Origin of the sequence: Streptomyces sp. NPDC058665 (assembly GCF_042714995.1) — a bacterium.
Taxonomy (GTDB): domain Bacteria; phylum Actinomycetota; class Actinomycetes; order Streptomycetales; family Streptomycetaceae; genus Streptomyces.
In genome coordinates this window covers 1-19,628 of sequence record NZ_JBHXRX010000003.1, presented here as the reverse complement: position 1 = coordinate 19,628, position 19,628 = coordinate 1, and the positions used below count along the sequence as shown (strand labels likewise).

At 66.9% G+C, this 19,628-nt stretch carries 21 protein-coding genes; 13 read left to right on the top strand and 8 right to left on the bottom strand.

Translation table 11 applies throughout. The features are described 5' to 3' along the window. Positions 1-52 precede the first annotated feature (52 nt). From ACFWV8_RS02500 to ACFWV8_RS02490, 3 genes are read left to right on the top strand one after another with little or no spacing between them, the layout of a single operon-like run. Positions 53-1,108, top strand: a complete 1,056-nt coding sequence (locus ACFWV8_RS02500; RefSeq protein ID WP_384197262.1) for an ABC transporter substrate-binding protein — start codon at positions 53-55, stop codon at positions 1,106-1,108. A gap of 56 nt (positions 1,109-1,164) precedes the next feature. Beyond that, positions 1,165-2,133 (top strand): FecCD family ABC transporter permease, encoded by a 969-nt coding sequence (locus ACFWV8_RS02495; RefSeq protein ID WP_384197502.1) that lies wholly within the window; start codon positions 1,165-1,167, stop codon positions 2,131-2,133. After that, positions 2,130-2,930, top strand: coding sequence for an ABC transporter ATP-binding protein (locus ACFWV8_RS02490; RefSeq protein WP_384197260.1), 801 nt, complete (start codon positions 2,130-2,132; stop codon positions 2,928-2,930). Before ACFWV8_RS02495 ends, ACFWV8_RS02490 begins: the two co-directional genes overlap by 4 nt. 204 nt (positions 2,931-3,134) lie before the next feature. On the opposite strand, the gene ACFWV8_RS02485 is transcribed toward ACFWV8_RS02490, so the two are convergent. Together ACFWV8_RS02485 and ACFWV8_RS02480 are read right to left on the bottom strand one after the other, a co-directional pair. Further along, complete coding sequence (locus ACFWV8_RS02485) at positions 3,135-3,392, bottom strand: hypothetical protein (protein WP_384197258.1); 258 nt, start codon at positions 3,390-3,392, stop codon at positions 3,135-3,137. 66 nt (positions 3,393-3,458) lie between these two features. Further along, the gene (locus ACFWV8_RS02480; RefSeq protein WP_384197256.1) at positions 3,459-3,989 is read right to left on the bottom strand and encodes a flavoprotein; all 531 of its coding nucleotides are present in this window, start codon (positions 3,987-3,989) and stop codon (positions 3,459-3,461) included. 95 nt (positions 3,990-4,084) lie between these two features. Between ACFWV8_RS02480 and ACFWV8_RS02475 the strand changes: the two genes are divergently transcribed. From ACFWV8_RS02475 to ACFWV8_RS02435, 9 genes are all read left to right on the top strand, one after another. Continuing rightward, positions 4,085-5,263: a helix-turn-helix domain-containing protein gene (locus tag ACFWV8_RS02475; RefSeq protein WP_384197254.1), complete on the top strand. Its 1,179-nt coding sequence runs from the start codon at positions 4,085-4,087 to the stop codon at positions 5,261-5,263. Positions 5,264-5,426: 163 nt separating this feature from the next. Beyond that, positions 5,427-5,726 (top strand): DUF6415 family natural product biosynthesis protein, encoded by a 300-nt coding sequence (locus ACFWV8_RS02470; protein ID WP_384197252.1) that lies wholly within the window; start codon positions 5,427-5,429, stop codon positions 5,724-5,726. A 333-nt stretch (positions 5,727-6,059) separates the two neighbouring features. Next, positions 6,060-6,422, top strand: coding sequence for an ATP-binding protein (locus tag ACFWV8_RS02465; RefSeq protein ID WP_384197251.1), 363 nt, complete (start codon positions 6,060-6,062; stop codon positions 6,420-6,422). Between the two features lie 615 nt (positions 6,423-7,037). After that, entirely contained in the window at positions 7,038-7,448 is a 411-nt protein-coding gene (locus tag ACFWV8_RS02460) for a hypothetical protein (RefSeq protein WP_384197249.1), read from the top strand. 138 nt (positions 7,449-7,586) lie between these two features. Next, positions 7,587-8,561 (top strand): thymidylate synthase, encoded by a 975-nt coding sequence (locus tag ACFWV8_RS02455; RefSeq protein WP_384197248.1) that lies wholly within the window; start codon positions 7,587-7,589, stop codon positions 8,559-8,561. Further along, positions 8,558-9,169 (top strand): nucleoside-diphosphate kinase, encoded by a 612-nt coding sequence (locus ACFWV8_RS02450; RefSeq protein WP_384197246.1) that lies wholly within the window; start codon positions 8,558-8,560, stop codon positions 9,167-9,169. The genes ACFWV8_RS02455 and ACFWV8_RS02450 overlap by 4 nt, the downstream gene beginning before the upstream one ends. Beyond that, on the top strand, positions 9,166-10,344 hold the full coding sequence (locus tag ACFWV8_RS02445) for a radical SAM protein (protein WP_384197244.1): 1,179 nt from the start codon (positions 9,166-9,168) through the stop codon (positions 10,342-10,344). Before ACFWV8_RS02450 ends, ACFWV8_RS02445 begins: the two co-directional genes overlap by 4 nt. Further along, positions 10,341-10,943, top strand: coding sequence for an exonuclease domain-containing protein (locus ACFWV8_RS02440; RefSeq protein ID WP_384197242.1), 603 nt, complete (start codon positions 10,341-10,343; stop codon positions 10,941-10,943). The genes ACFWV8_RS02445 and ACFWV8_RS02440 overlap by 4 nt, the downstream gene beginning before the upstream one ends. Next, the gene (locus tag ACFWV8_RS02435; RefSeq protein ID WP_384197240.1) at positions 10,940-11,545 is read left to right on the top strand and encodes an AAA family ATPase; all 606 of its coding nucleotides are present in this window, start codon (positions 10,940-10,942) and stop codon (positions 11,543-11,545) included. Before ACFWV8_RS02440 ends, ACFWV8_RS02435 begins: the two co-directional genes overlap by 4 nt. A 944-nt stretch (positions 11,546-12,489) precedes the next feature. Here the strand turns inward: ACFWV8_RS02435 and ACFWV8_RS02430 are convergent. From ACFWV8_RS02430 to glnA, 6 genes are all read right to left on the bottom strand, one after another. Further along, positions 12,490-13,668: a hypothetical protein gene (locus tag ACFWV8_RS02430; protein WP_384197239.1), complete on the bottom strand. Its 1,179-nt coding sequence runs from the start codon at positions 13,666-13,668 to the stop codon at positions 12,490-12,492. Continuing rightward, positions 13,665-13,970 (bottom strand): helix-turn-helix domain-containing protein, encoded by a 306-nt coding sequence (locus ACFWV8_RS02425; protein WP_384197237.1) that lies wholly within the window; start codon positions 13,968-13,970, stop codon positions 13,665-13,667. Before ACFWV8_RS02425 ends, ACFWV8_RS02430 begins: the two co-directional genes overlap by 4 nt. Next, on the bottom strand, positions 13,960-14,694 hold the full coding sequence (locus ACFWV8_RS02420; RefSeq protein WP_384197235.1) for a hypothetical protein: 735 nt from the start codon (positions 14,692-14,694) through the stop codon (positions 13,960-13,962). The genes ACFWV8_RS02425 and ACFWV8_RS02420 overlap by 11 nt, the downstream gene beginning before the upstream one ends. Before the next feature lie 370 nt (positions 14,695-15,064). Further along, complete coding sequence (locus ACFWV8_RS02415; RefSeq protein ID WP_384197233.1) at positions 15,065-15,889, bottom strand: hypothetical protein; 825 nt, start codon at positions 15,887-15,889, stop codon at positions 15,065-15,067. A gap of 115 nt (positions 15,890-16,004) precedes the next feature. After that, entirely contained in the window at positions 16,005-16,631 is a 627-nt protein-coding gene (locus tag ACFWV8_RS02410; RefSeq protein WP_384197231.1) for a Crp/Fnr family transcriptional regulator, read from the bottom strand. A gap of 689 nt (positions 16,632-17,320) precedes the next feature. Beyond that, positions 17,321-18,730, bottom strand: a complete 1,410-nt coding sequence (gene glnA / locus ACFWV8_RS02405; RefSeq protein ID WP_384197229.1) for a type I glutamate--ammonia ligase — start codon at positions 18,728-18,730, stop codon at positions 17,321-17,323. Positions 18,731-19,026: 296 nt separating this feature from the next. Between glnA and ACFWV8_RS02400 the strand changes: the two genes are divergently transcribed. Further along, positions 19,027-19,491 carry an RDD family protein gene (locus ACFWV8_RS02400; protein WP_329388682.1) on the top strand — a complete coding sequence of 155 codons (465 nt, stop codon included), beginning with the start codon at positions 19,027-19,029 and terminating at the stop codon, positions 19,489-19,491. Positions 19,492-19,628: the final 137 nt, after the last annotated feature.

Here is a 19,628-nt window from a genome sequence, read left to right as displayed (position 1 = left end):
CGCCCCGACTACTCGGACAGAAAATCTGACCAAGCAGCACCAAGGAGCCAGTATGTCCAGGAAACGGCCGGTCGCCATCGCGGTCACCGCGCTCTGTCTGCTCGCGGCCGGATGTGCCGACTCCTCGACGGAGACGGCGGGCGACAGGTTGCCCAAGTCCGGGTCGGGGGCGGGGCCGGGGTCAGGGGCCGGGTCGGGCTATCCGGTGACCGTCGAGAACTGCGGTGAGAAGCAGACCTTCACGAAGGCGCCCGAGCGTGTTGTCGTCATGAACGGCGCGTCCGTCGCCGAGGTCTCCTCGCTCCTCGCCCTCGGCCTCGGCGACCGGATCGTCGCCAACCAGCAGTCGTACGGGAGGTCCGAGGTCAAGGGGCGGGCCGAGGCCATCAAGGCCCTGCCGACAGGCGACGTCAAGCCGAACGAGGCCTACGACATCCCCCGCGAGGCGATGCTCGGGCTGCGCCCCGATCTGGTCCTGTCCATCACCTCGTACGGGTTCGACGCGAAGAACGGGTTCGCCACCCGCGACGACCTCAGCTCGGTGAGCGCGAACAGCTATATCTCGCCCCAGGGTTGCGCCGACGACCCCTCCAGGATGAGCGTCGCCGACAGCCACACACTGCTGCGCGACCTCGGCAGGATCTTCGGCGTGAGCGACCGGGCGGAGAAGCTGATCGCCGAGTCCCAGAAACACATCGACACGATCTCCGCCAAGGTCGATGGCGAGAAGAAGCCGAACGTCATGGTGCTCTTCTCGAACATGGTCATGGGCGGGAACGACTTCAGCTCGATCGTCGCCAACGGCATCATCAACGACATCCTCACCAAGGCCGGCGGCTCCAACGCCTTCGCGAACTCCTCCAGGAACACCTTCGCCGACCTGAGCAAGGAGAAGGTGGCCGCCACCTCCGTCGACGCGCTCGTCGTCGTGAGCTACAACGACCCCGATCCCGAGGCGTACGCCGAGAAACTGCTCAAGGAGTTCCCCCAGTGGCCGGCCGCCAAGAACAGCACGTACACCGTCCTGTCGGACTCGATCTACCTCGGGCCGAGCAACGACGTGGCGGTCGACAAGCTGGCAAGGACACTTCACCCCGGCGCGTTCTGAACCGGCTTCCCCTGCCGCTGCTCCTGACGGTGCTCCTGGCCCTGCTCGTCCTGGTGATGGTGGTGGGCGTCAGCATCGGGGCGGTCACCATCCCGGTCGGAGAGGTGTGGCGCATCATCCTCCGCCACCTGACGGGTGGCGGTGCGACGGGCGATCCCGCCACGGACCAGATCGTGTGGAACTTCCGCACGCCCCGCGTCGTTCTGGCCGCGCTGGTCGGCACCGGGCTCGCGATCGCCGGCGTGATCCTCCAGGCGGTGGTGGCCAATCCGCTCGCCGACCCCACCGTCCTGGGTTTCTCCTACGGAGCGTCACTCGGCGCCGTCATCGCCATCACCGCGGCCGGCGGCGCGACACTGGGCGGGCTCGGCGTCTCCTCCGCGGCCTTCGCCGGCGCGCTGGCCGCCGGGGCACTGGTCTTCGTCCTGGGGCAGAAGAGAGGACGCATGGCACCAACCCGGCTGGTGCTGTCGGGAGTCGCCGTCGGATACCTCTTTCTCGCGGCCACGAGTTTCCTTCAACTGCGGGCGACGCCGACCGAGTTGCGCACCGTCATGTTCTGGATGCTCGGAAGCGTCTCGGGAGCCAGATGGGATCAACTGCCCGTGGTCGCCACAGTCGTCCTCGCCAGCGCCCTCGTGCTTTCGCTGTTCGGCCGCCTGCTCAACGCCCTGCTGGCCGGGGACGAGTCAGCGACAGCGCTCGGCGTCGACGTCCACCGGCTGCGGGGCATCCTGCTGGTGATGTCCGCCCTGGTCACGGGCACGGTGATCGCCGTCGCGGGAGGGATCGGCTTCGTCGGCCTGATGATCCCTCACCTCGTACGGCTCGCCACCGGAGCCGACCACCGCAGACTGCTTCCCCTGACCGCGGTGGTCGGCGCCATATACCTGGTCCTCGTCGACCTGCTGTCCCGCACGCTCAACCGCCCCAACGAACTTCCGCTGGGCATCCTCACCGCCCTGCTGGGCGCTCCGTTCTTCCTGTGGCTGCTGCGCCGCAACAAAGGACTGGACACCGTATGAGACTCACCGTCGAACAGCTCCACATCACCCTCGACCGGCAGCTGATCCTGCGTGATGTGGCCCTGGAGGTGCCCCCCGGCGCCGTCGTCGGCCTCGTCGGCCCGAACGGCAGCGGCAAGTCCACGCTCCTGCGCGCCGTCTACCGCTCCCTGCGCCCCAGGACGGGCGTTGTCCGCGTCGGCGGCGACGACGTCTGGACGCTCTCCTCCCGGGACGCCGCACGCCGGACCGCCGCCGTACTGCAGGACGGCGGCAGCGTGTCGGGACTGAGCGTCACCGAGATCGTCACCCTCGGCCGCACCCCCCATCACGGCCTCCTCGGCCGGGACAGCGCCGACGACCACCGGGCTGTGGACGACTCCCTCCGGAAATGCGGCGCGGAGGCCCTCGCCGACCGTGACTTCGCCTCCCTGTCCGGCGGCGAACGCCAACGCGTCCTCCTCGCCCGCGCCCTGGCCCAACGCCCCGACGTCCTGGTTCTCGACGAACTCACCAACCACCTGGACATCCGGGCCCGCTTCGAACTCCTCGACCTGATCCGCTCCACGGGAACCACAACGCTCGCGGTCCTGCACGACCTGGACCTCGCGGCCCGGCTCTGCGACCGGATCATCGTGCTCGACGAGGGATCCGTGGTGGCGGCGGGGAAGGTCCTCGACGTCCTGACCTCCGAAATCCTGGCCACCGTCTTCGGCGTGTCCGCCGACGCGGCCCGTCACCCGGACGGAGTGGTACGCATCACTTACGCGGCCGACCCACTCAACACGAAGCGTCCCACGCGAACGCCGGCCCGATAACCACGTCTCTTCCGAGCCGCGCTCAGGACAAACCAACGAGGGCCGCTGCCCCGGCTAACGGGGTGGCGGCCCTCACGGTCGACTCCGGCCTTGTCCTCGCGGTACGGCTCCAGAAGGTCACGTAGTGCGGACCGTACGAGCGGCACGCTCTCTTCGGTCAGGTCGATGTGTCCGGTCACGGCCAGCGTCGTCACGCCGTACTCCTCAGCTCGACAGCAGGTCGCGGATACTATCCCGCGGCTCACATACTGACCGCGACGCCTGGTGGCCCACGGAGTACGGGTAGAGCTGCCCGAGCTGCGCACGGACCCGGTCGGACTGGGTGAGCCTTGCGGCGGCGACCGCGCGGTGGGTCTCCTCCGTGCCGCCGCCGACGTCACCGAGGAGGAAACGGCACTCGGCGAGGCCGATCCGGTCGAGCGCATGGGAGCGGCCTGCTTCCGAACCGCGCGAAGAGAGCACCGCACGGATCTCTCCGGCCTCCCGTTCCGGGTGCTGCCCGGGATCCAGCCAGCGGTGACGGACGCGTCAGCCCGCGACTGCCTTCACCGCGTCCAGCGCCGCAGGCCACGGATACGGCTTCTTCTCGCCGGGCTGGTGAGGTTCGAACCCTCCGGGGCCGTACAACACTCGTACCCCGGCGCCGCGGAGTGTCTCCAGCGACCGGTGGAACGCGGGGTGCTGTACATACGCCGCGTTGACGCACGGCATCGTCACCAGCGGAATACCTTTCCCGATACCCTCGGCGACCACTCCGACGACAAAACTCGACGTGATGCCCAGCGCCCACGAGTTGATCGTGTTGAACGTGGCCGGCGCGACGAGGATCGCATCCGCCTTCGGCCAGACGTCCGGCTGCCCCGGCAGCTTGTACTCGGACCGGACCGGGCCGCCCGTCCGCTCCTCCAGCGCGGGCAACTGATCACCGAGCCAACGGGCGGCCGTCGGTGTCAACCCGAGACGCACATCCCAACCGCGCTCCTGCGCGTTAGTCACCACGTGTGCGATGTCGAACACCGGGGGCGCCGCGCTGCCGAACAAGTACAAGGTCCTCGTCATGCCGTCCAGTCGACCACATGCGAAAGCCGGGAACCGGTCGGCTCAGGGGCCAGCGCGAGTACCGTTTCAGATGACGAGTCAGAACGGAGACCCGTATGCGCAAGGACGAGCACACAGGCACCCGCATCGCCGACCAGAGGAAACTCGCCGGGCTGACACAACGCGGCCTCGCCGGGCGCATTCCCTACTCATACAGCCTGCTCCATCAGGTCGAAGCGGGACACAAGAACGCAAGCCCAGACCTCGTGTCGGCCGTCCCCAGGGCACTTCGTATCGACGTCACCGCCCTGACAGGACAGCCCTACGTGACGGAACTCCAGCAGGACCGGCTCGCCGAACTCATTCGCCCCATCCGCGAATCCCTCGACCTCTACGACCTCGGCGACGACCCCGACCTCCGCCCTCGAAGCGTTCCGGAGTTGATCACCGCCACGGACGACCTCTGCCGACAGGTCCGCGCCACCCAGCTCAACAAGGCAGCCACCGCACTGCCCGCAGTCATCGCGGAACTCACAACCGTGGCGCACCGGAACCCCACCACGGAACTGTGGCGCTCCCTCGCGTCCACCTACCGCACCGCCCACGACATCACGGTCAAGCTCGGCTACTTCGACCTGTCGAGCATCGCCCTCGCCCGAATGGACTGGGCAGCGCAGCGCGCCTCCGATCCCCTTCTCGCCGCCGTGCGCCAGTACATGAGGGCCTTGGTCTACTTCCGCGAGGGCGAACACACCATCGGACTCAGGCTCATTGCGGCCGGCCAGAGTCTCATCAGGGACGCCGACGAGACCGTGGAGTCTCTTGCCGTGGCCGGGCAGCTTCATCTCGGAGCCACCGTGATCGCCGCACGGGCCCAGGACAAGGCGACGGTCAAGACGCACTTGGCGGAAGCCCGGCAGCTGGCTGGCCACACGGGCGAGGCGGGTCATGTTCACTGGCTCAGCTTCGGCCCGACCAATGTGCAACTGCACGAAGTGTCGGCGGATGTAGAGCTGCGCCACTACGGCAAAGCGGTCACCGACGCGGGAGCTGTGACGATGCCGAATTCGTGGCCCCTGTCCCGCCGCGCTCACTTCTACGTCGACAAGGCACGCGCGGAAATGGAGATCGGGCGAACCGAGTCCGCGCTGGAAGACCTGGTGACGGCGCGGAAAATGGCCCCGCAGCAGACCCGCTATCACCCTGGCGCGCGCGAGACCATCAAGGGCCTGGTGCACAAGCGCCGCACAACCCCGGACACGTTGGACAGCATGGCCGCGTGGATCGGCCTCTGACAGGTGTCACGCCCGCCCCGGCAGGTGTCACCGAAGAGTGACACTTAGCCCCTTCCCCGCGCCCCACGCTGGTGACACCTCATCACCGACGAGCCGGGGAGCACGCCATGGACGAGACCACTTTCCGGCGACGCAGAGTACGTCCCCGCTCGACATCTCCACGATGACCAACACGGCAGCCGCCCTGCTCGACGACGTCGCCGAGCCTCCCGTCGGCGAAGCACTGGTCCTGCTCGCTCTCCAACTTCGCGGGCACCTCAACCTGCTCATCCCGGAGTTGGAACAGCGATGTGACGTAGCCACGCCACGGGATGTGGCATGCGCTCAAGCAGGAATAGGCGAAGCGCGACGTCGTCTGGCGTCCGACCCCAGCTCGCTCGGCCCGGTACGGCACGCAACACTCCTCGCCCGCTCCGTCATAGCGCTGTGCCACCACTTTCAGCGCCTGGCGATACCCGGATGAAGATCATGCCTTCCTACATCGGCGCCGAGGTCTGCAAGGTGCCGGGCTGAGGCCAGCAAAAAACCAACGGTACAACCCCTTTGCCCCGAACGGCCAACAGCGGAATTGAGCGACCGCGCGGCAGGCGACAGGGCGTCAGAAGCTTGCGAAGTCCCATGTCCCGGTCAGGGCTTGGCCTTCCACGACCTCAGAGGAATTCCTATGCATCCGACGCCTCTGGCACAGCGCGCTACCGCTCTCCTCTCTCGGTGTTTACCGGCCCGTCTCGACACGATCCCGGTGGGTGGCGGGACGGCGACTTGGAGGCGGCCGATGAGAAGTGTGCACGCTGCGATGTCGTTTGACGCCGATCCGAGGCGTGTGGAGGCCGCGCGTCGGGTGACGGCCGCCGTGCTGGGGAGGGCCGGCGTGAGGGATCGCGATGTGGTCGGGACGGTGCAGCTGCTGGTCAGCGAGATCGTCACCAACGCGATCGTCCACGGCGAAGCCAACTCGGTCTCTTTCCAGATCACTTGTGACCCCACTGGTGAGGTATTGATCGAGGTGGACGACCACTCGGCCGGTGCTCCGGAAGTACGGAAGGCGGATCCGGACGACGAAGGCGGACGCGGCATGCAACTCGTCTCCTTCTTCGCCCGTGACTGGGGTCGCAAAGGCACCCGCACCTGGTGCACATTCACCGCTGCGAGCGGCTGATGCACTCCACCTCCACGGCCCTCGCCGAGACCGGCCTGGTCCGCATCACCCCCGGTTGAGGGGTGGTCTCCACCCCTCAACTCCGAGGGTCTCGCCCGCATCGCCAGCTTGCTCCGTCAGGTGAAGTCGTTGGAGGCGATCGTGGACCACGTTGGTGACGTTCTGGGTGACCAAGATCCCTGCGAGAGCAAGTTCGGTGAGAGCGCCGAGCGCTTGTGCGGCGATCTCCTGCGACTCGTGGCTATCGCCAACGCCGCTGGGGGCGGGGACGCACAGGTGTTCAGTCTCCTTCAGCGCGCGCCGCGCTGCGCTCCGAGGCCCTGCTTGATGAAGGAGGTCACATGACGGCCACCACCGCTGGTCCCGGGGGCGCGCGCCGGCCCGCCCAACACCCAAAGCCCCCCAAAGGCCGCGTCCCGACTCCAACGATAGCCACGCGAAGGAAGAGCTTCCGTCAGGACAGCCAAGACCGAGGACCTACCGGGATACGGCGGGCGCCACCGGGTCTCGCCACGACCTGGACAGCACCGCAACTCCCATTTCCTTCTGAGCCTGTTGGCCCGAAACGCCGACCAGGCGCATTCGACGCCCGCTCACGTACTTCCCGGAGACGCCATGCGTACCACGATCGCTGACGCAGACACCGACAACACGACTCTGGTCCAGGAGACCACCGACGCTCTCCGCGCCGCATTCCGTCAGCACGGCCTTGCCGTTCCCGGTCTGTCTGCAGTCGGGGGCACGGTGGAGCTGGGCGAGGTCACTGTCGCCACCGCAGACCGGCTCGCCTGTCTCCTGGGTGCACCGGTGCAGAGGGTCGAGCGGAACCGGGAGGAATGGCCCGAGGCACGGCAGGTCATGCGCAGACTCGGTGCGGCCTTCACAGCAGCGACCGGCGGCGGCTTCCTCGATCTGTACTTCCACCACGACTGTGTCCGCTGCGACAGCGACGCCGCCCTGGCACTCAGCCGCATCAACGCGCAGGCCGCGCGAGGTCTCCTGGTCGCTCTCCGATCGGGAGCATGACCACCCCCGCACGGTGTGCCCCGCCGCTTCACGGCCAGTCCCAGCGGATCACCGGTGCGATTCCCGGCTGTGTATCTGAAGGAGGAACCTGTGTTAACTCCGCCTGTTTATCCGGACTTTGAGCACGCGTATCTCGATATGCTCGGTCATCTGGTGGATCGGTTCGAGTACCAGAACGCGCCACGTGGGAACGCCGCCCGTGAGCGCATCGGGCTCAGTTTTCAGATCGCCGATCCGCGTGCGCGTCTTCCGTATCTGGCCGAGCGGAAGGTCAACCCGGTCTGGCACTTCGCCGAGGCGCTCTGGTATCTCGCCGGTCGCAATGACGTGGAGATGCTGGCGTACTACGCGCCGCATGTGCGGCAGTTCTCGCGTGACGGGCGGAAAATGGGCGGCTCGGCGTACGGCTCGCGCATGTTCAACCCGCCTACGGTCGGCGGCACGTCACCGTTCGACCGGGTCCTGGAGCTGCTGCGTACGGAGCGGGACAGCAAGCGGGGCTTGCTGCCGATCTTCACCGCCGACGAGCTGACCGTGGCGGACAACCTGGACATGTCCTGCGTGGTCGCCCTGCACCTCCTGGTACGGGAGGGCCGGGTCCACATGGTCTGCTACATGCGGGCCAACGACTGCGACCGTGGGCTGCTGTCCGACTCGTTCTCCTTCACGATGATCCAGGAGTTCGCCGCCGTACAGCTCGGTCTCGAATTGGGCACCTACACCCATCACATCGGGTCGGCTCACGTCGGCGAGCGGGACGTCCGGCGCATCAGGCGAGTCCTGGCCGAGGCCGAACTCCGCGCGCCACAGGCGCGGTTCCCGTTCCCGAGGATGCCTGCCGACACGTCCTTCTCAACCATCTCCGACCTGCTCGTACACGAGGAGAGACTGCGCACCAACCAGGTCCGGTTGAAGCCGGGGGAGATCGCGGCGCTCGGCTTCGACCCGTACTGGCAGCAGGTGCTGCTGCTGTTCGAGGTGCACCGACAGATCCGCCACTGCCCGGAGGACCCGGTCGAGGAGAGCGTGCTGGACGCCCTCGATCCGGGACTTCGCTGGCTGGTGGCCCACCGCTGGCCCAAGCGCATGCCCGATACGGGAACGCAGTCATGACGACGCCCGGGAGGCCGTCGTGGAGCGGCGGTGTGGTCGATGGCGTCGACTGGGACCGGTGGACGGTGATTCTCTGCAAGCCGGACTGCGTGGCAACCGGTCTCACCGACCGGGTCCTTGGGCGGATCGCTGCCTGCGGTGTCACCGTCCTCGGCCGACTCGACCTGACCGCGAGGGCGTGGCAGGCCCACGTGCACTACTGGGATCTGCTGGTGGACGCCGACTGGTTCACCGGCCGCGACATTCCCACCGCGCTCGATGCCCTGTACGCGGACAAGCCGGTGACCGTCGCCCTCGCCCACGGCGATGCCGGTATCCACGGCAGAGTGCGGGACCTGCTCGGTCACTTCGACCCCACGCAGGCCGCCAAGGGCACCATCCGCAGGGACCTCGGCCACGACAGCCTGGAGGCGGCGCTCGCCGGCGGCCGGCTGGTGAACAACCTCGTGCACACCTCGGACGACCCCGACGCCGCGCGCCGGGACTTCGGCACCTGGTACGGCGCCCGCCGCCGCAGGCTGCTCACCCCACCGCCGCAGCACCCGCCGCACCAGCGTGCGGCAACCGAGCACCCGCTCCGCCACACCCCCGACCGGAGATCCGCATGAACACACCCGTTGCCCCGTTACGCCGCGCTCTGCCCATCCTGTCCTCGGACCAGATCGGCGGGCTCAAGCCGGAACTCGCCGATGTGATCGAGTACCGCAAGTCGGGGCTGTCCTTGAACTGGATCGTCGGCTGCCCGCTGGAATGCGGATACTGCGTCCGGCACCTCTTCGACAACTTCGACATGAAGGCCCCCCGCCGCCTCATGAGCGACGAGGAAGCCGTCACCCGCCTCGTCGGGCACCCGTACTTCCGCGCGCACAAGACGCCCGTCCAGCTCCTGAACCGGGCGACGGACCCCATGCTCCCCGTCGTCAAGCCGCACGTGTTCAGCGTGCTGCGGGCACTGGACGAGCGGGGCCTGACCAACCACGTACTGATCATCACCCGGTGGCGGGTGACGCCCGAGGACTGCGCCGTCCTCAACAGCTTCACCCACCTGCGCCTGACCGTCCTCGTCACGCACTCCAACATCGCCGACCCGGCGATCGAGCCCGTCGACTCGGCCATTGCCGCGCGCAGCCTGCGCACCCTGTACGAGCACGCCGAGCGCTACCGCACCGTCCTGTACTGGCGTCCGATCGTGCCCGGCCTCAACGACTCCGCCGCCGACATCGAACGGGCACGTGAACTGTCCCGGCACGCGCACGCGACCGTCTTCACCGGACTGTTCTTCCGCGACCAGATCGCCTCCTACTACCAGGAGCACGGACTGCCGATCCCCTACGACGAGACGGCGCGGCGGAAGATCATGCCCGAGGAGGCCGAGCAGCGGATCCTCGACGCCTTCCAACAGGACGGCACGTGGGGGGCGTTGTTCCGAAAGACGAGCTGCGGGGTCGCGTACGCGCACGGAGAGGCCGACTACAACGGCCACTTCGGCATCCGGGAACTGTGCGACATCTGCCCCGAAACCCAGATCGCACGGTGCCAAGCTGCGTGGGTCAAGCCTGATCCGGTCACCGTCACGGCCGAAGCCCAAGCACTGGGCGCAACCGGCGCGGTGGAGGTCAACGACCGTGCCATCGTCGTGGAGGGACTGGACGAGCCGCCGCGCTACTTCCTCCAGCACGGCTTCGGCTACCAGTGCCACGACCGCACCAAACCCCATCACCACCGCCGGCACGGCCGGGCCCCCATCGGCTGGACGGCGGAGAACGGACCCACCCCCACATGAACTTCTCCTCCTGGCCCCCGCTGCTCATGGTCGACGTCGAAGGCAACGGCGCCAACCCGCCCGACCTCGTCGAAGTCGCCGCACTTCCCGTACACGAGGGACAACCGGACACCAGCACAGCAGGGGCATGGCTGACCAAACCCCGGAACCCCGTCACCCCGTTCGCCGCCCGCGTCCACGGCCTGACCAACGAACGCCTGGAAAACGAGCCGGGCTGGAAGGAGATCGCCGACCAAGTCCACACACTCCTGGGCACCTCGTGGATCTGCGCCCACAACGCCCACGTCGACCACCGAGTGCTCACCGCACACCTCCCGACGTGGCAGCCGGCCGGAGTCCTCGACACCCTCCGCCTCGCCAAGGCCACCCACCCCGGCCTGCCCAAGTACACCCTCGACGCCCTGATCGAACACCTACGGCCGGACCTGACCGCCGCCCCCGCACACCGCCACCGCGCCACCTACGACGCCTACGCCACCGCCCAGCTCCTGATCACCATGGCCAACCACTACGACACCTGGGACCAGCTCGTCGCCGCGGCCGTACCGCCCGGCCTGCCCGGAGCCCCCGAACCAGACAAGGACCCCACCCTGTGGTGACCACCCCTCAGCCCCTCCGCATCGGCATCATGGGCACCCACTCCACCGGCAAGACCACCCTCCTCAAACGCATCGAGATGGAACTGCGCGCCCACGGAATCCCCGTAGCCCGCACCGGCCGACTCGGAAAGCGAGCCGCCCTAACCGGCCTGCCGAAGATGCAGCACCACACCGCCACCTCCACCGAGTGGATCATCACCCAAGGCATCGTCGACGAAATCGCCGCAACCCGCCCAGCCCCCGAACCCATCCAAGTCATCCTCGCCGACCGCGCACCCTTCGACGCCCTCGCCTACTTCCACGCCGCCCAACAATGGCGACACGAAACCCCCGACCCCCTGGAACAAGAACGCCTACACCTCCTCGCCTCAACCCAGACCCCGAAATACCACCTGCTCCTCGCCACAGTCCTCGACCCGGCACTACCCGTCGAGCACAAACACGACTACGACACCCGCTACCACACACTGGTCGACCACCACACCCACACCCTCCTCACCGAACACGCAATCCCATACCAGCGCGTCACCAGCGACCCCGACAGCCAAGCCCACGCCGCAGAACGGGCACTCCAGCTCTGCCTCAACCAGACCACACCATGAGCAGCACGCCGCAAGGGAGGCACCATCACCATCGCCAGCAAGACCATCTCCCGCTCGGACTCGGCACCATGCGCCTGGCTGGGCCCGGTACCTGGGGCGACTCCGGCGACCGCGACCAAGCCCTCAGCCTGCGTCGAGCCAGAGCTATGGATCATTCGTGGACGAGTTCCCTCTGGCCAGCTACAGCTTTGCGAACAGGCAGACAGGCAAGCGGCAGGCCCTCCCGAGTCGTGTGCCCAGGTCCGAACCCTGCCAGCGGCACTCGCCTAGAGGTGGCCTGCTGACCAGGATGAGTACCAGTAGAAGAGAGCGGGAAACAGTCTTGCTGAGTCCCGCTCTTTCTCGATCCTTTGAGCTGGTCGCGATAGATCTCCGCTACAGGTAGCCGCCGCCTCATCAAGTTCAAGAGGGCGCGTCGCCCAGCCATTCCAAGGGGAGCTGATAGGTATTCCTCAGCCGTGTGAAGTGATAGAACGTACCCTGCGGCTCCCGCCTAGCATTCAACAGGATCTGTGTTTCTAGCTCTTTGCGGCCTTTGGTCCACGTGTCCGGGGGCAGCCAGCAATGTTGCCGCCCCATCGTCGAGATGTAATCCGGCTCCAGACGTCCTCCGAGGGCGGAGTGTAAAGAGTGGGGCCGTTGCTGTCGGCGACAGCTGAAGGAGCCAACCTCGTGTCCAGAACTCGACTGGCATACCTACGTACTGACCCTCCTCTGTCGGCTGTGTGTACTTCCCCCCACCGCCAGCGGCACCCAGCAGCGTGGGCCGCTCGACAAACCCTCAGTAGTTCGGATTTCGTATCCTCCGCACAGGCCCAGCAAGGCAGATGCAGGGCCCCGACCGGTTTTCGGTCGGGGCCTTCGCCGTGTACCAATCGTCGTTCAACGGAATGAGGTGCAATGCCGCCCGTGGTGGGGTGAAGAGCACGCCGCCGTCCGGCGGGTCACGAGGCAGTAAGGTGGGTGAGTGGGGTCGGTGAGATTTCTGTTTCCACGTTTGACGAGGTTGGGGAAGCAGCGAGGAGGGCCTTGGCCCGGCGTTCCAAGGACTCGATCCGGGGGACGACCGAAGTGACCATGCGCACCGTGACGGCCACATCGCGGCCAGGGGCACGGAGCAAGCGCGAATAGCCCACGACCGTCTTCATCACCGTTCCGAACTCGGCGATGTGGGTGGCTCCCTCCCTGGTGTTTTCCGCCATTTCGATGATCTGTTGGAGGAAATGGACGCTGTCCTCGTCACGTTCCTCTGGGGTAAGAGACTCGACGATGTCGAACAGCGCGTGCATGCCAGTTTCGATGACCGACATGCGCTCGGAGAAGGCCTCGCTGCTCGACCGGAGATTGCTGGCCGGCTCCGCGACGGCTTTCGAGAATCTTCCGACGACCGCGAGCCGGGCACTCGCCGGGGCTTGGGCCTCGGCGGCTTCATTCATCTCAGGCGTGTATTCCTCCGCCACCGACGCCATCCTCACGAGTGCCTCTCCCATGGCTTCGATGTCCTGAACGACAGACTCCATCTGTTCCTCGGCATGTGCCAGCCGGTCGACGACGCCTGGCGCGTCGTCTTCGTCCCCTTCGTCTCCGCCGACTGCCGCTTCCTGCCGGGAGGGCGTCACACCGACGTGGGTGACGGATCGGAATCCTCGGGCGAGGCCCTCGCTGAGGACGCGGCTGAGCTGATCGCGTGCCTCGTGCAGGCTGGACTCGGTTCGCCGGAACCGGATAGTCCTCAACTGGGCGATGTCGAAGGGCAGTTTGCCGCTCTCGCCAATGAGGATCACCGGCTTTCCCGTGCCATTGCGGTAACCCAACTCGTACATCACGTTGGGGTTGCCGGCGCTGACATCGGCGATCACGATGTCGTCCGTCTGGAGCCGCTGGTGGATCTGGTCGGTGATCTCACCGGTGTCCGCAATGGCGTCGGCACGCAGCGGGAGCAGTCCATGCTCGTGGCAAGCTGCACGGACGACTTCGTCGTAGACACGCAGCGACTCTTCGTACAGGTCGCGCTTCGCGGTGCCGCGCTCCGCGTACTTGTCACCGATAGGGCCGATCACGAAGCAACTGGGCACGTTGCCTCGCTGCGGGTCGTCCGAGGCTGCGTCGGTCGCTGTGCTCACTGGCCGTCCTCCTGCTCGTAAAGGGCGTGATTCGTCAGAGCAGTCGACTCGGCACCGGTCTCGATGTCTGACGCGTAGACGGGCAGGTTCTCCACGCCCAGGGCCTGCATGAGCGAGGCGGTCGGAATGCGGTACTGGTGCCCGAGACGCACCACCCGGCAGGGGAAACGGCCCAGGTGGATCAGCCGGTACGCGGTGGCCGGACACACAGCGAAGGCCCTGGCGGCGGTCTTCAAATCGACGCTCAGCGGAAGGTCGAACGCTTCTGCAAAGGTGAGGGTACGGGCAGTGCTACGGCTCATCTCGGGCTCCTGTCGGGTGGAGGGCCAGGGTGCCGATACGGCGCCCTGGGCGGGGACGGCGGGCGCGGTGGACGATGTCCCGCAGGCCCATGCCTTCGGCCAGTGCACCGAGGCGTTCTCCCTCGATCCGCTCTTTGGACGCCGAGAAGCGGATCGGAGCGGCGAGTCCTTCGGCACGGTCGGGAGGCGTGATGTGCACGACCCAGGGGGACGCCAAGGCATCCCAGGACAGCAGCACGTTGTGTTGCGGCAGCGCTGCGGGGTCGGGGACACAGCGTTCAGGCAGGGTCCTGCGAGCGAAACCCCACGCTCGGCTTGCAGCCGCCCGCATCAAGGCCTCACCGGCACCGGCGACCAGCGGATCCACTGTGTGGACGCCTTCCAGCAAGCCGACTACGGATTCGGCCTCTAGGTCGAACCGGTCGGCAGGAAGACGCGAAGAGATGCGGCTCACGGTACGGCGAAGCCTCGGGACAGCGAACCAGACGAGCAGGAAGGCCGAGGAGCCGCCGAAGCCCGGATCCGTGGCCGCCTCGCCCATGATGTCGCCCCAGATTCTCTGGGCCTCCGCCTCGCGGCGCGACGGCCCATGAACCAGTGCTCTGGCTTCCAGCAGTGTGCGGGCCGTGGTCGGGGCGCCTTTGCGGGCGCCGTGGGGGCCCATGTGGGTCTCTACATGGACATCGATGTTGTCGAACAGGCTGTTGTACTTCAGCAGGGTCATGCGCTTCTCCTCTGTCGTTCAGGGGCCGACGCGCCGGAGGAGCAGCGGCAGCCTGACGAGGGCGCGCCCTCATCAGGCTGAAGGAGGACCGCAAGATGGTCGACCGTCGTGTGCGAGCGCTCGGCAAGTACGACGAGTCGGTCAATGAGGTTCTCCAGTTGCGCCAGGACCTTGAGCAGGGGGGAGTCCTGGCGCGGGGACGTGGCAGTGGATGAGCCCCGGAGTGTCGCGGGCGTGGGGAGCGATGTGTAGATCGTGATTTGCTGGGCCGTCGCTCCGTAGAGAGCGGTGCCCCAACCCACATGCTGCCCGCGCGGGACAGGTGGGTTGTTGTCCCCGTCCGGAAGATCGGGGAGGTTCGAGGCAGTGCTCACGGGCGGTCCGGGCCCTGTCGGGGCACCGCGTGATGGTGAAAGTCGCCCATGTTGCAGTCCATGACGGCGACGCCGAACTCCACGTGCTGGAGTCGTGTTTCACCCGACCGCGGCACGGTAGGAACGGATTCGGCGGCCTTCTCCGTCGGCTCCAGCTCGGGAGCGGGCTGCGCATCGGAGCGGGACAGCAGTTCACCGGACGGTGACGGTACATAGATCCAGGCGGTCTGCGCGAAGTTCTTCCCTTCGGTCTCGGCCAGAACCTCGGCGAAACGGGTGGGCGGAAGGGCGCAGTAATCGCCGACGACCACTGTGCGGTAGACGGTGTCCGAGACGATCAGGACGAGGGGCGTGGCGTGTGCGTCCGCGCGGGCCAGCCAGTTGCGCGCGGGCACGGAGTCTAGGAGGCGATGGGTCTCACTGCGAGGTGCGGCGTTGCCATCACCCGGCAGGCCTGGGCTGCGGGGCACCGAGCCGATGTGGATGCTCATTCGCAATCTGATGTGGGGTCCGGGCCCTGCGTTGTTTTCCAGCAGGAGCGTGTTCAACACGTCCGCCAACGGGCTGATGGCAAATGGAACCAGGGACGGGTCAAATCCGAAAGCGAGGCCGTCTCCAGAATGGCTCTCGAATTCGCGACGCATTTCTTTCAGTCCGGCCAGTTCGAGTCCACCGTGAACGATTTCCGTGAGGGCCCTGCTGAGTCGAGCGTGCTGGATGGACGGCAGTCGGGTCGAATCCTTCACGTCCACGGCCAAGAGACCGAAGTACGGCGGCAACGGGTGGCTTTCAGGCATGGCTGACCGGAATGGTTCGGGCATGACGGAAGTTCCCTCCAGGATGCGTCTGCGTGGTGCGAGGAAGTCCCACGATCGGCGATCGACGGCCCCGGTGTGCGGCAGAATTTCCGCTGGGCCCCGGACACCGGCCCGTCTCTCACTCTTCGCTGCGAGCCAGTTCCTTCAGCACGGCTTCGTCTGTGATGTCGACGACGGGCCATCGCACCGACAGCACACGGCGTCGCTCCAGTTCGGCGAAAGCGTCGCGTAGCGTCCGGGACGTGACACCCAGGGCGTGCGCCAGCACCTTCTGTGGAATTCCCGCCACCAGGGGGGCGCCGGCGGTGCGGACCAGGTCGAGCAGTAGTCGGCTCAGCCCGCGTATCACACCGAAGCTCCGCAGGCCCGCTCGTACATTGGAAGTCCGGTGCAGGTCCTGTGCGTGCAGGATCATGCCGACCTGGATTTCCTTGTGTGCCGTGACCGCGGCGAGAAACAGATCGCTCGGGACGGCACGCACGATAGTGCGGCAGACTGCGGTGACATTTGCATTGCGTGGCTCGCCGGAGAGGGCCGAAGTTTCCCCCAAAAGCTGGCCCCGCCCACGGAGTTCGAGGAAGGTGCTCGAACCGTCTGCATGCGGATCGGTTACCAGCGCCCACCCTTCGAGCACGCGCAGAACGCTTTCACTCGGACTTCCCTTCAGAAGCATCGGCTGTCTTGCCAGGTAGGGACGGGTCGTCCCGTGGGCGAATACCTTCTCCCAGTGGCGATCAACATCCATTGGTTTCCCCTCCGAAGGTCTGCTTCTCCCGACGGAACCAAAACGGTCGCCCGTCGTTCGGAAAATGATGGAGTCCCCGCCGCCCCTCACAACAGGGGGCACGGGCGCGGGTATCCGCGCTCTCGCACACCACATCGTTTTCGAGTGCTTCCGCGAGCCCTCGGAGTTCCGTTGCGGCCGGGAGCGTCATCCGGCTGCCCGGGGCAGGTGTCAGCCCTGCCCTTACCCTTTTCACTGAGCACAAGGGGAGCCGGGGGCCTCTGACTTGCGAAAGGCGCCCCGGTCGATTTTGGTTGGGCGGGGAGTTCGGGCCTCCAGCGTTTGTGTGTGTGTTGGGGGGACAAAGCCTCTTCGGCTGGCAGCTGAAGGCGGGCCACACCGCCTCAAAAACCAGCCCAGCGGCCGGAGCAGCGGTATCCGCAAGAGAGCAGCCCGGTCCGGTTGTTGGGAAACAACGAAGGCTGCTGCCGCGCAAGAATCCTGGCAAATCAGCGAGGGCCGCTACCCCGGCTATGGGGTAGCGGCCCTCGCAGTAGTTCTGACGTCAGGTCAGGGAATCTGTCCGGCGGTGCTCACTCGGTGCACAAGGGGGTGGAAAGCAAGCGGTGGCAGTGAGAACTGGTGAGAGGTGTTCTCGCAGGTCAGCGCTTCTTTGTGAGCCCTCCGCCCAAATGGCCGGACTCTGCGGTTTAGATGTCGAAGTACAGCTCGAACTCGTGCGGGTGCGGGCGGAGTTGGATCGGGGCGATTTCGTTGGTGCGCTTGTAGTCGATCCACGTCTCGATCAGGTCCGACGTGAACACGCCGCCCGCCTGGAGGTACTCGTTGTCCGCCTCCAGGGCGTCGAGGACCGCCGGGAGGGAGGTGGGGACCTGGGCCACGTCCGCGTGCTCCTCCGGGGCCAGTTCGTAGAGGTCCTTGTCGATCGGCTCGGCCGGCTCGATCTTGTTCTTGATGCCGTCCAGGCCCGCGAGGAGCAGGGCCGAGAAGGCCAGGTATGGGTTGGACGACGGGTCCGGGGCGCGGAATTCGACGCGCTTGGCCTTCGGGTTGGAGCCCGTGATCGGGATACGCATCGCCGCCGAGCGGTTGCGCTGCGAGTAGACCAGGTTGACCGGGGCCTCGAAGCCGGGGACCAGGCGGTGGTACGAGTTCACCGTCGGGTTCGTGAACGCCAGCAGCGAGGGGGCGTGCCTGAGGATGCCGCCGATGTAGTAGCGGGCGGTGTCCGACAGGCCCGCGTAACCCTGCTCGTCGTAGAACAGCGGGTCGCCGCCGGCCCACAGGGACTGGTGGACGTGCATGCCGGAGCCGTTGTCGCCGAAGATCGGCTTGGGCATGAAGGTCGCGGTCTTGTTGTTGCGCCAGGCGACGTTCTTCACGATGTACTTGAAGAGCATCAGGTCGTCGGCCGCGGCGAGCAGCGTGTTGAACTTGTAGTTGATCTCGGCCTGGCCGGCGGTGCCGACCTCGTGGTGCTGGCGCTCGACGTCGATGCCGACGCCGTCCAGCTCCAGGGAGATCTCCGCGCGCAGGTCGGCGAAGTGGTCGACCGGCGGGGTCGGGAAGTAGCCGCCCTTGTAACGGACCTTGTAGCCGCGGTTGTCCTCGGTCGAGCCCGTGTTCCAGGCGCCGGCCTCGGAGTCGATGTGGTAGAAGCTCTCGTTCGACGTCGTGTTGAAGCGCACGTTGTCGAAGACGTAGAACTCGGCCTCCGGGCCGAAGTACGCGGTGTCCGCGATGCCGGTGGAGGCGAGGTACGTCTCCGCCTTCTTGGCGATGTTGCGCGGGTCGCGGCTGTACTGCTCACCCGTGATCGGGTCGTGGATGAAGAAGTTGATGTTCACCGTCTTGTCGCGACGGAAGGGGTCCACCCGAGCGGTCGACAGGTCCGCGCGAAGCGCCATGTCCGACTCGTGGATCGCCTGGAAACCGCGGATCGACGAACCGTCGAAAGCAAGCTCGTCATCCGGGTCGAACGCCTTCGCCGGGATCGTGAAGTGCTGCATCACGCCAGGCAGGTCGCAGAACCGGACGTCTACGAACTTCACGTCCTCGTCAGCGATGAACTTCCTGGCGTCGTCGGCGTTCTGGAACATCCAGCTCCTCCTCCTCCCGTCCCCGGGGAGGGGCGGGGGTTTATCGCTACTGGTCGTGCGGCCAGTGCGGTGGCACACGCAGGACCCGACCATAGGTATGCGGGATTTCTCAAGCATGACCCATTTGTTTCGCCGAAGTTAACCGGCCAGGGTGTGCCGCGTTCCACAGACCGGCCACGGCGGCCTGAAACAGCCCTGCCCTCGGCGGAGCGCGGCGGGCCGTCCACGCCCGCACCTCTTGTCTCTCTTGTACCCCGGGACCTGGTGTGCGTACCCCCGAGCAGTACCGTGGTCGGGTGGACAACAGGCAAGCAATCGGATCGTGGCTCTCCGGGCCCCGCGCGACGGCCGAGGAGATGGGCACGGACTTCGGGTACCGGGGCGAGCGCCTCGGGCTGCCGAAGGAAGGGCCCGGTTCCGCCGCCCCCGCCGGGCGGCGTTTCGGCGCGCTCTTCCTCGACTGGGCGCTGTGCATGCTGATCGCGTACGGGCTCTTCGCTCAGAACGCCCAGTCCGCCTCCAACTACGCCCTCGGCGTTCTCCTCGTACTGAACATCCTCACGGTCGGCACCGTCGGCTGCACCCCCGGCAAGCGCCTCTTCGGGCTGCGGGTCATCTCCGAGAACCGCGAGCGGCTCGGCTTCGGATGGGCCGTGGTCCGCAGCGCGCTGCTCTGCCTCGCCCTGCCCGCCCTCATCTGGGACCGCGACGGGCGCGGGCTGCACGACCGGCTCGGGCGAGCCGTCCAGGTCAGGATCTAGCAGAAGAAGCCCCCGGGGGCACCAGGACATAGGAGAGGGGGGGGGCGGGGCCCGACCAGCCGTGGCACCCCCGCCGCACGCAGAAACCCACGCACTATGCGCACCCCCACAACCCACCCACGCCACGCACGCCTCCC

Bases quoted from the DNA above. Each gene is read 5' to 3' on its own strand.
- ACFWV8_RS02420 (WP_384197235.1), bottom strand. From the start codon at position 14,694: ATGACCCTGCTGAAGTACAACAGCCTGTTCGACAACATCGATGTCCAT.
- ACFWV8_RS02455 (WP_384197248.1), top strand. From the start codon at position 7,587: ATGCTCGGTCATCTGGTGGATCGGTTCGAGTACCAGAACGCGCCACGT.
- ACFWV8_RS02490 (WP_384197260.1), top strand. From the start codon at position 2,130: ATGAGACTCACCGTCGAACAGCTCCACATCACCCTCGACCGGCAGCTG.
- ACFWV8_RS02495 (WP_384197502.1), top strand. From the start codon at position 1,165: ATGGTGGTGGGCGTCAGCATCGGGGCGGTCACCATCCCGGTCGGAGAG.
- glnA (WP_384197229.1), bottom strand. From the start codon at position 18,730: ATGTTCCAGAACGCCGACGACGCCAGGAAGTTCATCGCTGACGAGGAC.
- ACFWV8_RS02410 (WP_384197231.1), bottom strand. From the start codon at position 16,631: ATGGATGTTGATCGCCACTGGGAGAAGGTATTCGCCCACGGGACGACC.
- ACFWV8_RS02470 (WP_384197252.1), top strand. From the start codon at position 5,427: ATGACCAACACGGCAGCCGCCCTGCTCGACGACGTCGCCGAGCCTCCC.
- ACFWV8_RS02440 (WP_384197242.1), top strand. From the start codon at position 10,341: ATGAACTTCTCCTCCTGGCCCCCGCTGCTCATGGTCGACGTCGAAGGC.
- ACFWV8_RS02500 (WP_384197262.1), top strand. From the start codon at position 53: ATGTCCAGGAAACGGCCGGTCGCCATCGCGGTCACCGCGCTCTGTCTG.
- ACFWV8_RS02475 (WP_384197254.1), top strand. From the start codon at position 4,085: ATGCGCAAGGACGAGCACACAGGCACCCGCATCGCCGACCAGAGGAAA.
- ACFWV8_RS02465 (WP_384197251.1), top strand. From the start codon at position 6,060: ATGTCGTTTGACGCCGATCCGAGGCGTGTGGAGGCCGCGCGTCGGGTG.
- ACFWV8_RS02415 (WP_384197233.1), bottom strand. From the start codon at position 15,889: ATGCCCGAACCATTCCGGTCAGCCATGCCTGAAAGCCACCCGTTGCCG.
- ACFWV8_RS02450 (WP_384197246.1), top strand. From the start codon at position 8,558: ATGACGACGCCCGGGAGGCCGTCGTGGAGCGGCGGTGTGGTCGATGGC.
- ACFWV8_RS02425 (WP_384197237.1), bottom strand. From the start codon at position 13,970: ATGAGCCGTAGCACTGCCCGTACCCTCACCTTTGCAGAAGCGTTCGAC.
- ACFWV8_RS02460 (WP_384197249.1), top strand. From the start codon at position 7,038: ATGCGTACCACGATCGCTGACGCAGACACCGACAACACGACTCTGGTC.
- ACFWV8_RS02445 (WP_384197244.1), top strand. From the start codon at position 9,166: ATGAACACACCCGTTGCCCCGTTACGCCGCGCTCTGCCCATCCTGTCC.
- ACFWV8_RS02480 (WP_384197256.1), bottom strand. From the start codon at position 3,989: ATGACGAGGACCTTGTACTTGTTCGGCAGCGCGGCGCCCCCGGTGTTC.